Annotated in this window: 10 protein-coding genes and 2 tRNA genes; 2 read left to right on the top strand and 10 right to left on the bottom strand. The window is 34.1% G+C overall.

Annotated elements, in window-relative coordinates:
- Position 1 precedes the first annotated feature (1 nt).
- The 9 genes from QMG60_RS06170 to QMG60_RS06130 form a co-directional block, all read right to left on the bottom strand.
- Positions 2-1,051, bottom strand: coding sequence for an HlyD family secretion protein (locus QMG60_RS06170; RefSeq protein ID WP_281867220.1), 1,050 nt, complete (start codon positions 1,049-1,051; stop codon positions 2-4).
- Between the two features lie 89 nt (positions 1,052-1,140).
- A complete protein-coding gene (locus QMG60_RS06165) occupies positions 1,141-2,439 on the bottom strand; it encodes a TolC family protein (protein ID WP_281867219.1) in 1,299 nt (432 codons plus the stop codon).
- Between the two features lie 249 nt (positions 2,440-2,688).
- Positions 2,689-3,501: an AraC family transcriptional regulator gene (locus tag QMG60_RS06160; RefSeq protein WP_134139076.1), complete on the bottom strand. Its 813-nt coding sequence runs from the start codon at positions 3,499-3,501 to the stop codon at positions 2,689-2,691.
- A 189-nt stretch (positions 3,502-3,690) separates the two neighbouring features.
- Positions 3,691-3,764, bottom strand: a tRNA-Asp gene (locus tag QMG60_RS06155).
- Between the two features lie 456 nt (positions 3,765-4,220).
- Positions 4,221-4,294 (bottom strand) — tRNA-Asp (locus QMG60_RS06150).
- Positions 4,295-4,380: 86 nt separating this feature from the next.
- The gene (locus tag QMG60_RS06145) at positions 4,381-5,307 is read right to left on the bottom strand and encodes a DUF58 domain-containing protein (protein ID WP_281867218.1); all 927 of its coding nucleotides are present in this window, start codon (positions 5,305-5,307) and stop codon (positions 4,381-4,383) included.
- The gene (locus QMG60_RS06140; RefSeq protein WP_281867217.1) at positions 5,304-7,877 is read right to left on the bottom strand and encodes a M1 family aminopeptidase; all 2,574 of its coding nucleotides are present in this window, start codon (positions 7,875-7,877) and stop codon (positions 5,304-5,306) included. Before QMG60_RS06140 ends, QMG60_RS06145 begins: the two co-directional genes overlap by 4 nt.
- Positions 7,878-8,048: 171 nt before the next feature.
- Complete coding sequence (locus QMG60_RS06135; protein WP_281867216.1) at positions 8,049-8,639, bottom strand: hypothetical protein; 591 nt, start codon at positions 8,637-8,639, stop codon at positions 8,049-8,051.
- Positions 8,640-8,678: 39 nt separating this feature from the next.
- On the bottom strand, positions 8,679-9,212 hold the full coding sequence (locus tag QMG60_RS06130; RefSeq protein WP_281867215.1) for a hypothetical protein: 534 nt from the start codon (positions 9,210-9,212) through the stop codon (positions 8,679-8,681).
- Between the two features lie 194 nt (positions 9,213-9,406).
- Between QMG60_RS06130 and QMG60_RS06125 the strand changes: the two genes are divergently transcribed.
- Both QMG60_RS06125 and QMG60_RS06120 read left to right on the top strand, forming a co-directional pair.
- Positions 9,407-10,114, top strand: coding sequence for a LytTR family DNA-binding domain-containing protein (locus QMG60_RS06125; RefSeq protein WP_057115902.1), 708 nt, complete (start codon positions 9,407-9,409; stop codon positions 10,112-10,114).
- Positions 10,111-12,201: an ATP-binding protein gene (locus QMG60_RS06120; protein ID WP_281867214.1), complete on the top strand. Its 2,091-nt coding sequence runs from the start codon at positions 10,111-10,113 to the stop codon at positions 12,199-12,201. Before QMG60_RS06125 ends, QMG60_RS06120 begins: the two co-directional genes overlap by 4 nt.
- 92 nt (positions 12,202-12,293) lie before the next feature.
- Here the strand turns inward: QMG60_RS06120 and trxA are convergent, their stop codons facing one another.
- Positions 12,294-12,611, bottom strand: a complete 318-nt coding sequence (trxA, locus tag QMG60_RS06115) for a thioredoxin (protein WP_012023423.1) — start codon at positions 12,609-12,611, stop codon at positions 12,294-12,296.
- Between the last annotated feature and the right edge of the window lie 240 nt (positions 12,612-12,851).

The raw sequence follows: 12,851 nt of genomic DNA, 5'->3' as shown, positions 1-12,851 counted from the left end.
TTTAGTGTGCCGCGATCACGGTGATATTCATTCCCGCTCTTAAAAAATCGGTTTGTTTGTCGGTATCTTTTAACTGAATTCGAACTGGAATTCTTTGTTCAATTTTAACGAAGTTTCCTGTTGCATTATCTGGCGGAAGCAATGAAAATCTTGCCCCGCTCGCAGGCGATAAAGAAGCAATTGTACCAACGAAAGTTTTATCGCTCAATGCATCGGCTTTTATTTCGACTTCCTGTCCAACAGTTAAATACTGCAATTGCGTTTCTTTAAAATTGGCTGTAATCCATTTTTCTTTGCTTACGATTGAAAGCAATGATTGTCCTTCTTTTACCATTTGCCCTGGCTGTAAAGTTCGTTTTCCAACCCAGCCGTCGTAAGGCGCTGTAATGATCGTGTACGAAAGAAATAATGCCGCATTGTCTGCCAGAGCTTGTTTGGATGCGATATTCGTTTGTGTTGTCGGAACATTAGCCTCGGCCACAGATGTACTTAAATCTGCCGAATGAATTCTATTTTTCATTTCCTGAAAATGTGCCTGCGCCGATTCATAATCTGCCTTTACTTTCTCTAATTGCTGAGAAGTTGCGGCTTCATCCTTCACCAAAGCCTGATATCTTTCGTATTCTAATTTTGTTTTCCAAAGATTCGATTTTGCAGCATCTAATTGCGCTTCGTTAATTGCAGTTGCGCTGGCCGTATTTATCGCATTTTTTTGTGCTACAACGCTGTTTTGTTTGGCGTTTTGAACATCGGCCAAAGCCACATTCAATTTTGATTGATATTCTCTGTTGTCAATCACCACCAAAGTATCGCCTTTATGCACAAATTGGTTTTCATTAAAACGAACTTCCTGTACATAACCTGTAATTCTCGACATAATTGGCGTTACATATTGTTCTACTTGTGCGTCATTGGTTTCTTCGTGATTTCTGTTGAAAACGTAAAACCAAATTCCCAAAATAACCCCGCTCGCCACAAGCGCACACGCAATAACCGTTATTAGTATATGAAACGTTTTGTTTCTTCTAGTTTCATTTTTTATCTTAACCATAAACTCTATATCTTTTCTTGTCTATTTTCTATTATCTACTTCTAAATCTTGCCTCTTGCCTCTTTCTTCTAACTTTTCACATCTAACATCTAACTCTGAGGAAGAATCCCCGCCGTATGAAGCAATTCGTAATGTTTCAGAACTGCATCCAATCGCGTAGAAATTTTGTTGTATTTCGCCTGAAGCAAAGCATTATCGGCATCGACCATTTCCGTTATTAAAACCAATTGATTTAAGTATTTCAGCTTTACAATTCGGTAATTTTCATTGGCTAAATCCAAAGCTTTGTCGACCACCACAAATTTTTCAAGGATTTCCTGATATTGCGTATGCTCTTTATACAGTTGATCCTGAATTTCATCTTTTATAATTTCCGACTGCATTTGCTGCCATTCGATTTTTTTGTTAGCCTGTTCTACTTTGGTTTTGTTTTTATACAAAGCCGAAATATCAAAACGCGCTTCGATTCCCACTTGACCTAAAGTGTACAAATACGGATTTGGCGGAAAAAATTTGTAGTTAGGATAATAAAAACCATAATTCCCGAAGAAGTTTACCGTTGGCAGATAATTTCCTTTCACCAATTGCAGTTCCGTTTTTTTGATATTTAATTCCTGACTTGCAATGCGCATTTCTTCGTTTTGCAAAGCTTTATTCATATAAAAATCGTAGGGATCTAAACCATTCAATTCGTCAAGATTAGCTGTTGTATCGATCGCAATTTCTTCGTTTTCCGGAATCTGAAGCAGTGTTTTCAGATCGTGAAGCGCAATTTTAATGTTTTTGGAGTTTGTAAGCGCATTTAGTTCACGATCTGAAAGCTGCAATTCGGCACGAATAACCTCGTTTTTCGTAACCGTTCCATGTTTTTGAAGCGACTGCACTTCTTTCAATCGGCTTTTTTCTTCTTTGATGTTTTCTTCAAAAATCTTTTGAAGTTCCATCATTTTATAAATCGAAAGATAATTGGCTACTACTTCGAGCTCAATATCATTTTCGGTTTTTTCGGTTTTTATTTTAGCGATTTCGCTTTCCTGATTGGCAATTTTGATGGCATTATTGATTTTATTTCCAGCATAAATTGGCATTTTAAAAGTCGAATTCACCTGATAAATTTCAGGAATTGCCTTTGTAACTTCTTTTCCATTCAAGAAACCATTTCCTTTAAATTCGGTAATATTGGTAATTCTGGAATACTCGCCGTTTAATTCGATATCCGGTAAACGAAGTTCTTTACTTTCTTTTATGTTTTGCTCCGTGAGCGTAATCTCCAATTGAGATCGAAGGATTTTTTTGTTGTTTTCTTTTGCCAGTTTCATCGCTTCTTTTAATGAAACCGTATGAATTTCCTGCGCTTGTAAACTATTGAATGCCAATAAAATTAGCAATAGTATTAGTTTTTTGAGAAAACAATCTTCTGTAGAATTTGTTATTTTAAGGAACATGAATACATAAATATTTTATACTGCAAAGTTCCTTCATTTTTACGATGACTGATAATTCTAAAAAGTCAATAACGTATTCATTTCGGACAAACGTTAAAAACTTATTTTTCGAAAACGTTATATTAAAATACTGAAAAACAATTTATTACAAAATGGATTTGCTTTGTGATATTTCAAGCAGATTTAAAAAAACTACAGAATATCTTCTCCATTTAAGTAATCGGAAGGCCGTTGTCCTAAAATCTTGAAAAAAGTATTGCTAAAAGTCGGAACGCTATTGTAACCCACTTCTAGCGCAACCTCTTTTACCGATAGTTTTCTTTCTAATAAAAGTTCGATTGCTTTTAAGATTCTTCGAATGGTATAATATTGAATAAAAGACATTTTGAGATCTTTTTGAAACAAGCGATACAAAGAGCGTTCGCTGTAACCAAATTCGTGAGCAACATCTGCAAACAGAATCGTTTCGCCTAGATTGTTTTCAATGAAACGCAAAATTTTACTAAGCCGTTTGTCTTTTGGCTGAGGCAATTCTAACGGAAGATTATTGGTGCAGATTTGCGGCAGAATCGCTTTTATAGCTTTTGCAATGGTAAAGTTTGGAGTTCCTTTTTTAAGATCGCCATTCCAACGATTGGTAAAAAGCATCATTTGCAACAATAAATTATTGACGGGATAAATACCTTCAACCTGATAAAATCCATCTTCTCCTTTTTCAACCGGAAAATATAAATTTCGCATCATCACATTTTCAGATTTCGGCTGAATACTGTGTTCCACTCCACTCGGAATCCATATAAAATGTCTTGCGGGCAGAAAATAGGTTTTGGTCTCCGTTGTTACAAAAACGACATCGCCTTCTGCATAAAGTAATTGGGCTTTATCATGTTTGTGTGTAGGAATAAACAATTCACCCATCAAATCGTGGTGACAGTAAATGCTTTTTTTATCAGCATCTACTTTTTTGATGTAATATTTATCTAATTTCTGACCGGAATGTTCCATTGGTGTGATTTCTCATTATAAAGATAAGAAAGAAATTTAACCGCAAAGTTCGCAAGGTTAAAAACACAAAGTTCGCAAAGCTTAAAAAACTTTGCGAACCTTTTGTGAATCTTAGCGCACTTTGCGGTTAAACCTTAAAGCATAAAAACAAAAAAGCCTTTCCGTTAAGAAAGGCTTCTTCCAATATTGCGGTCTGGACGGGACTCGAACCCGCGACCCCATGCGTGACAGGCATGTATTCTAACCAACTGAACTACCAAACCCTGCGTTATTGCGAGTGCAAAAATACAACAGAAGTTGGATTCTGCAAGGGTTTTTAGGAATAAAAATTGAGAAATTTTTAATTACTTAAATTCCAATATTTTAAAAATTGTCTGCAAATTAAAAAAAGAAGAACTTTCCTTCTTTTTAACCGCAAAGCACGCAAAGATGTTTTATTGATTTACCAAATAAACGCAAAGTTCGCAAAGCTATATTAATTCTAGCTTTGCGAACTCTGCATTCTTTTAAAAATATCTTTGCGAACTTTGCGGTTAATATCTACTATCACGATATGTCTTAAATCAAAAAAGCCATCCACAAAAGTGGAAAGCTTTTCATTGGTCTAACTACTAAACCAGCTACGAGTTACAAAGTCGTAGCAAAACAACACAACTAATCTTAGATACCGTTTTTGGGCAAAAAAGCCTTTCTTAAAAGAAAGGCTTTTCCCAATATTGCGGTCTGGACGGGACTCGAACCCGCGACCCCATGCGTGACAGGCATGTATTCTAACCAACTGAACTACCAAACCTCTGCGTTATTGCGGTTGCAAAGATAGTACAGAATTTCATTTCTGCAAGTGTTTTTGTAAAAAAAATGAAATAAATTTTAAAACATTTACCCAAAGTTTTGTTTTTCAACCAAATATGTAGTCAATATTTTTTCAAAATTGTCACCAACATTTACCGGAACGTACTTAATTTGGTTCTTCGCACAGGTTAAAGCTAGATTTTTAAAATAGGCTTCTACCCTTTTTTCGTATTCTGATTTAACATTATCTGCAAAAATAGAAACCTCTTCTCCTGATTCTAAGTCAATGAACTTTCTTGGCGTATTGTCAAAATCAAATTTCAATTCGGTTTCATTATCAACCACATGAAACAAAACTACTTTATGTTTATTGTGTTTTAAATGCTGTAAGGCATTAAAAAGCTTTTCATCATCTTCGGTCTGAAACATATCAGTAAACAAAATAATCATCGAGCGGCGATGCATTTTCTCTGCTATTTGATGTAAATAGGTAATCGTATCGGTCGTTTTTTTAACTTTTGGCTGAACCAATAATTCTTCCAATTTATTCAACAGCATTCTATGATGACGATCGCTTCCTTTTTCTGGTGCATAATATTCGTATTTATCGGAGAAAACACTCAATCCAACTGCATCGCGTTGTTTCTTTAAGATATTCATTAAAACCGCCGAGGCCAAAACTGCAAAACCAATCTTCTTTTCATAAAAAGGCTGATTTGATTTGAGTTCAGGATAATGCATTGAGGATGAATTATCAACAATTAAATGACATCGTAAATTGGTTTCTTCCTCAAAACGTTTCGTATACAAACGATCGGTTTTGGCAAATAATTTCCAATCGATATGTTTAGTGCTTTCGCCTGCATTATACACTTTATGTTCAGCAAATTCAGCCGAAAATCCATGAAACGGACTTTTGTGCATTCCCGATATAAAACCTTCCACAACCTGATTGGCCAGCATTTCTAGATGCTGAAAACTGGAGACTTTCTCTATTTCCGATTCGATTTTCATTCGGTTTCTTTTTTAATATTTTGTGCTTTATAAAGCAAATCTGTCGATTGAAATAATTTCCTTTTTAAAATAGGACTAAAATTAGGGTTTTCTTTTAAGAATCGCTGTACTTCATCAAAGGCAAATTTCGAAGAATATTTTCCAACTGTATTATCCAGCCAGTCTTTCGGGAAGAAAATATCTCCCGTGCGCTGAATTTCATCAACCAAATCTAATGAAAATCTGATATATTTTTGTGCATTTTCCTGACGAAGCGGATGATGAATATTCGCTAATCCAACAGAAACCCACGATTCTTTTTCACGGTTTTTATCCTCTTTTAAAGATTCCATAAAAGCATTACGAACCGATTCGTCTTTGGATAATGATGGAAGCAGAAACTCAAAACGCTTTTGTTTATCAGGATTTGTAAATGTTGTTCTCGTCTTTTCCAAAATTTCATCTGCTTTTGGATGTTTGAAAATTGCGAGATTCATTGCCATGTTGGTATAATCGTCTTCGTTTAATTTTAAATTCGAAATCGAAATTTCTCTGTTCCAAACTTTGTATAAACTGGCTTTCGCCGAATTAGAATAGGCAATCGAGCTGAATAATCCGAACAATGTCTTTTTGATATTGGCTGATAAATTAGCTTGTAAACGTTCGTACAAAATACCTTCAAGCTGTTTCTGAACTTTATTCTGCTGTTTTTCGGTAAAAAATCTCCAATAAATTGTATTTAAATTATTAGAAGTGATTCTCAAAACCAATTCGTTTTCTTCTGTTTGAATTGCTTTCAGAAAACAATTAAAAGCTTTATCTGGCGAAACATGTCCAAGCAATGTATTTTCATAAAGATTGCTGTAACTCGATACTCTTGCAACCTCATCTTTCAACGTAGAAATATAATCCAAATTTTTTCCGTCAAGCGGAAAAACTCCGTACCCAAAACCATTGTAATTATAAATAACGGCAATTGGTTTTTCAAGTTCGATGGCTTCTTTTAAAACGGTGTTTTTATCATTAATATTAATCGTCAGAACTTTTACATCATTGGCATAAACCAAACCAATCTGAAAAACCTGAGGCCAGATATTATTGGAGTTATCTTCTGCTTTTTGCTGAATTTCAAAAGTTTTAATTCGGTTTTTAGAATCGTATTCAATCTTATCCGTAAAAATCGCTCTTCCAGATTTGTTTACCCAAACGTCACTCCATTTTTTCATATCGAGCGGCGTTTCTGCATCCAGAATTTCTACCAAATTATTCCAATCGGCATTGTCGTTGGCGTAGTTTTGAATGTAGTTTTGAATTCCTTTCTGAAAAGCTTCCTTTCCCATCGAAGCTTCTAACTGACGCATCATAATAGGCGCTTTGTTGTAAATAATAGCTCCGTAAAGCGAACCTGCATCTTTTAAATTCGCCAGATGCTGTTTTATAGGATGTGTACCCAAAGATCGATCTTCCGCGAAAGCGCTAGGATAATGCGCGGTAAAAAACTGCAGATTATGATTGACTTTCGGAAAAATCGGGTTCATTATTTTATCGGCCATGAAATTGGCAAAAACCTCTTTCATCCAAACATCATCAAACCATTTCATTGTGACCAAATCGCCAAACCACATATGTGAGGTTTCGTGCGCGATGAGTTTTGCTCGGTTTAATTTTTCACTATCCGTTGCACTGTTGTCCAAAAACAAAGTTGATTCTCGGTACTGAATCGCGCCAACATGTTCCATTCCGCCATACTGAAAAACTGGAATCGAAGCAAAATCCAGCTTTTGAAACGGAAACTTATAATTGGTATATTTTTCTAAAAAATCTAAGGATTGCTGATGCAGATTGAAAATAGTATCTGCGCTTACGCGGAATTTTTCTGGACTGTTTTCACGATACAGCATCGTCATTTCTAAACCTGGTTTTTTCGTCGTGCTTTTGAATTTCCCTGCTACAAAAGAGAATAAATAGGTGCTCATTTTATCTGATTCTCCAAAAATATATGTGATAAAATTACCTTTATCGATTTTCTCTTTTACATCGGCTCCAGCCAAAACCGACCAATCTTTTGGTACAGAAAGACTCAATTTGTAAGCAGCTTTAATATCTGGCTGATCAAAACATGGAAATAAGGTACTTGCGCGATCTGGAACTAAAAGTGTATATAGAAAATCGTCATTTCTATTTAACGATAAATTACCCGCGATAAAAGAAATTGAAATCGCATTTTTTCCTAAAATTAAACCCGAAGAAGGAATTACAATATGTCCGTTCTGGTGAACAATGGCAAGGCTTTTTCCGTTTATGGCAACTGTTTTTATGTTGGACGTTTTTTCCTTAAAATCAAAAAGTAAAGGCTGACTTAAATCAGATATATTCAAATTTACTGTCAAATGAGCATTTATATTTTCTTCTTTCTGATTTGGAATCTCAAATGACAAATTATACCGAACTTCTGAAATCTGCTTTTTACGAAACTGCGCCAATTGCTCTGAAACCCCATTTTCTAAAAGCACACTTTCTTTTTCTTTTGATTGGGAAAAACCATTAGAAATCAACATAAAAAAACAAAGAAAGGTGTATAGAATTTTCATTTTTAAAGGAATATAAGATTTGCTAAAAATAGAAAATAAGTTCCAAAAAAAGACCTAACAGGTTTTAAAAACCCGTCAAGTCTAAAAAAAACAAACTGTATTTTTAACGAAAAAGGCTTGACTACCGCCAAACCTTTTCCTTTACTAATTCAAAGCTATCCAAAAAAAGAATTATTCTGTTTGTTGAAATTTAAATGTAACGTCACCTGCATAATAGGTATTACGTGCATTTGTTGGGAAAATAGTTTCTGCAGCTGTACTTGAGATATACGCATATCCTGTAATAGTGATATTTCCAGCCACAATTGGATAAGTCGCTGCAGATCCATCTGTTTTTGTTCTGTTGATCCAGTCGTCACTATTTACTGTAAAAAAGTACTCTTTATCTTTAGTTAGTGCGATTGGCGAAATTGCTTTTTCGACTGTAACATTAGCTGTAGCTACATTTATAGTTTCAGATTTTATCACTGTTTTGGTTGCAGCATCCCATAAAGTAACTCTTAAAGTTGGATTTACATCTGGAATTTTTACAATCAAGGAGTTTATTTTTCCCGTTACGGTTGGTTTAAAACTAAAACCATATTCATAAATTCCTGAGTTTTTTACATCAACAGCTTTCTGGCTAAATCCAGATCCTGCCATATAAGCATCTAGAGGATTTTCTTCATTATATTTAACAGCATCTTTATCGTCATCGTTGCTGCATGAAACCGTAGAAACGGCAATTAATAAAACGGTCAAAATAGTTTTTAGAACTTTCATAATATATATTTTTAATTAATGATTTATTTGATTTCAGAATTAAGGTTTGATGTTAAAATGTGCGCAAACTTCTTCGTAACTCATTTTAGAATAGTCCAGTTTTGCAGTTTTTGCGGTGGTCGCTACTCCTCCAGGAATTAAAATATATCGCCAGTTAAGCGTTGTTGGCAGGTTTACTGTTCCTCCTCCATCATGTCTAAATCTAAATAATTTGATTTTTTGCAGATTAGAAATAGCCGTAATTGTATTTACGAATCCTCCTGCGGTAGATGTGTATGGCACTGTGTAAGTACCTGATCCAAAAGAAACATACACTAATATGGTTCCTTTAGAAAGAATGTCTGCTGATAGTTCTGGCGCATTAATAGTTGTAGACATTCCCGAAGTACCGTCTATTGTTTCTGCAGCTGCTGCTGGTGCTGTTAACCATGCACTGTAAATAACATTTGCTGTCCCGGCTGCTCCTGGCGCTCCGTCTGCCCCATTAACACCATCAGTTCCGTCATCGCCGCTGCATGAAATTGTAGAAATGGCTAGTAAGAAAATTGTAAAAATGGTTTTTGAAAATTTCATAACAATTTGGTTTTAAAAAATTAATTAAATACTTCTTTTTTAATTCAATAGCTTTATTTTTGCAACAATCGACAGGAACTTTTTTTTTCCTTGTGATTTAATTACAGGACAAATTTGCACCAAAGAGTTCAAGCTAAAAACAGCCAATAGACGAACAACATTTTAAATAGACAGACAACATAAATTAAGTTTGAATGATGAAAAAATACACTTGTATTATTGTTGATGATGACGAAATTGATAGACTTACAGCAGTTTCTTATGCTAAGAAGTTTCCTGTTCTGGATATTTTAGGGGTTTTTGAATCGGCTGAAGATGCTGTTCCTTTTTTAGAGAAAGAGAAAATCGACATCTTATTTTTGGATATTGATATGCCGGGTTTAAACGGAATTGAGTTTAGAAAACAAACTCTCGAAATTCCAGTTTGTGTTTTTATTACGGCGCATCCTGAACATGCCGTAGAAAGTTTCCAGATTGAAACTCTTGATTTTATTGTAAAACCCTTAAAGCTTGATCGTTTTACACAAACTGTAAATCGTATTGAAGAGTTTATGGAAATTAAACTCAAAGCTTCTTTGTTTGAAGCCAGTATTGGCGGTGATACTATTTATATTAAAGAAGGCCACGAACAGACCAAAGTTAAGCTGCATGAGATTTTGTATCTCGAAGCTTTAAAAGATTACACTTTGGTAGTTACAGAACGAAAAAGACATTGTGTGCTTTCGAGCATTGGAAATCTTTTGAAAGAAGATCATTTTCAATCTTTTGTGCGTATTCACAGAAGTTATGCCGTCCAGAAACAATATGTTCAAAAGATAAATTCAACCGAAATTATCTTGAATAATAATGCCGTAATACCAATTGGAAGAAGTTACAAGGAAAACTTAAATCTAATTGCATGAGAAATCTCAAGTTCTTGCTGCTCTTATTTATAAGTTGGAATGCTTTTGCACAGCAGGAACCTAATTTGGCACGTTACAGCACGACAAATGAGAAACTTAAAATCTGGCTTGCATACACTCGAAAAATCTTTGATGCAGAAGATTATCCTAAACTCATAACTGCGGCAGAAAAAGGAATTTCTCTTGCTAAAAATCATAATGCTTATTTAAGCCGGTTTTATATTCAAAGAGGACTCGGATATGAATTTACCAACAATCAATATCAGAAAGCTTTAGAAAATTATGAAATTGCCTGGAAGTACGCCCGCAAAGCCAGACATCTAAAAACCGAGACCACTGCTTTGATGCGTCTTAATTATGTTTATTATTCCGTTCAGGATACTGCAAAAGGCAAATCTTTGATAAAATATATTAAACGAGTTGTGGATACTACCAAAAGCGATTATACAAAATCTGTTTTAAACGGGAGTATCGCCGAATACTACCAGAATAACTCGGAATATGAAACTTTTATTGATTATCAATTAAAGGCGATTTCATACAAAAAACTGCTTAAAAGAGACATAGCGAGTACTGAAAACATAGGAATATCGTATCTTCAAATTGGGAGCGCTTATACCAAAATGAAGCAGTTTAAAAAAGCAATAGAATATTTTAACGAAGCCAAACCGTATGTAAAAAACTCTCCGTATGTAAGTGCTTTTTTATGCAACTATTACCTGCACAGCTATGTTGCTTTAAAGCAAAAAGACAGCATTCGAAAATATTACAATTTAGTATATACTTATCCAACAGCAAAAGATTCTCTTTTTATCAATTTGAGTTTTGCTAATAGAAGCATGTCGGAGCATTTTGCAGACGAAGGCAAAATAAACCAAGCTTATAATTTTGCAAAAAAATCTGTTTTCTACGCTCAAAAATCGAATGATCCGGATATTATAATGGAAGCAAATACCAATTTCGGAAAGGTTTTAAACGAAAAAGGAGAACATAAAAAGGCCATTGAAGTATTAAAAAAAGCATCTGAAAAGGCTTTGAAATATGACAAAGAGTCTTTTGTTATGATTAATAAAAAACTATCTCAAAGTTATGCCGCACTCGGGCAATGGAAAGAAGCTTATTTTTATAACGAAATCTACAGCAAAAACAATGACGAAATGATGGCACAGTCTGCTAAACAGAATATTGCAAATGCCGAAGCTCGTTATCAGAACAAAACCAAACAGCAGAAAATCAAATATCTTTCTACGGAGAATACAATCAAAAATATTCAAATTGAAGATGCCAAAATACAGCGCATTTTCTTAATTTCTGGAATTACTTTGGTTTGTATTATCGGGTTATTATTATTCAAACAAAATCAAAACAGAAAGAAAACCAATTTGAAACTTCAGGCTTTAAACCAAGAATTGGATGAAGCGAACAAAATCAAAGCAAGATTTTTTAGTATTTTAAATCATGATTTGAGAAGCCCAGTTTCAAACTTGATTCATTTTCTGCATCTTCAAAAAGAAAATCCCGAATTAATCGACGAAGAAACTGCAATCAGAATGCAGCATAAAATTACAACCGGCGCCGAAAATTTATTATCGTCGATGGAAGATATTCTGCTTTGGAGCAAAGGACAGATGGAAAACTTTAAACCACAGTTTAGAAAAACCGAAATCAATGCTTTATTTGAAGAAACTAAAAAACATTTTTCGAGTATAGAAAATATTGAAATGGTATTTGAAAATCCAGAAAATATCATTTTAGAAACAGACGAAAATTATTTAAAAACCATTATTCGAAATCTTACTGGAAATGCGATTAAAGCTTTAGACAAAACTCCAAATGCAAAAATCATCTGGAAAGCCTGGCAGGAAAATCAAAAAACTTATCTTTCAATTACTGATAATGGACCAGGTGGAACGCAGGAAAAATTTAAAGCGCTATACGACGAATCTGAAGTTATCGGAATCAAATCTGGTTTGGGTCTGCATTTAATTCGCGATTTAGCAACGGCTATTCATTGTAAAATAGAAGTGAATTCTAAACCAGATGCTGGAACTACTTTTACTATTGTTTTTAAACACATAGATACATAGTTTTATTTTTAAAAAATTCTGCCAAAAAAATCCAATAAAAAAGGTCTGACTTTCGTCAAACCTTTTTTATATCAATCGTAACCTTTTAAAGATTACAATAAAGCGTCTAAACTATCTGCGTAGGTTTGTTTAGGAGCAACTCCTACTTGTTTTCCTACTACTTCACCGTTATGAAAAACCAAAACGGTTGGTATGTTACGCACACCATATTTTGCAGCAAATTCTTGGTTAGCATCTACATCTACTTTACCAACAACTACTTTACCAGCGTACTCATCGCTTAATTGGTCAATGATTGGACCAACCATTCTACAAGGACCACACCATGCTGCCCAAAAATCTACCATTACTGGTTTATCTGATTTCAAAACTACTTCATCAAAAGTAGCATCTGTTATTGCTAATGCCATAATATATTAAGATTAAAATTATGTTTGAATGATTAACTTTCAAACTACAGTACAAATTTAAAAATTTAAAACAAATCAAACACGATTACTAAATTAGTTTTCATTATAAATGTATTGTCATTTATTATCAACTCTAGAATGTTTTTTGATAACTCAATTTACGACATATTAAACTGAAAACCAAACTAATAAAATGTTAATATTTTTTGTAGTATCTTTAATACTCCAAAAGATTTAATC

The sequence above is a fragment of the Flavobacterium sp. GSB-24 genome (assembly GCF_027924665.1).
Classification (GTDB): domain Bacteria; phylum Bacteroidota; class Bacteroidia; order Flavobacteriales; family Flavobacteriaceae; genus Flavobacterium.
The sequence above is the reverse complement of the archived record's forward strand: the minus strand, read 5'-3'. Positions and strand labels throughout refer to the sequence as shown.

Coding starts and splice junctions, on each gene's coding strand:
- QMG60_RS06170 (WP_281867220.1), bottom strand. CDS start 1,051: ATGGTTAAGATAAAAAATGAAACTAGAAGAAACAAAACGTTTCATATA.
- QMG60_RS06160 (WP_134139076.1), bottom strand. CDS start 3,501: ATGGAACATTCCGGTCAGAAATTAGATAAATATTACATCAAAAAAGTA.
- QMG60_RS06145 (WP_281867218.1), bottom strand. CDS start 5,307: ATGAAAATCGAATCGGAAATAGAGAAAGTCTCCAGTTTTCAGCATCTA.
- QMG60_RS06140 (WP_281867217.1), bottom strand. CDS start 7,877: ATGAAAATTCTATACACCTTTCTTTGTTTTTTTATGTTGATTTCTAAT.
- QMG60_RS06135 (WP_281867216.1), bottom strand. CDS start 8,639: ATGAAAGTTCTAAAAACTATTTTGACCGTTTTATTAATTGCCGTTTCT.
- QMG60_RS06130 (WP_281867215.1), bottom strand. CDS start 9,212: ATGAAATTTTCAAAAACCATTTTTACAATTTTCTTACTAGCCATTTCT.
- QMG60_RS06125 (WP_057115902.1), top strand. CDS start 9,407: ATGATGAAAAAATACACTTGTATTATTGTTGATGATGACGAAATTGAT.
- QMG60_RS06120 (WP_281867214.1), top strand. CDS start 10,111: ATGAGAAATCTCAAGTTCTTGCTGCTCTTATTTATAAGTTGGAATGCT.
- trxA (WP_012023423.1), bottom strand. CDS start 12,611: ATGGCATTAGCAATAACAGATGCTACTTTTGATGAAGTAGTTTTGAAA.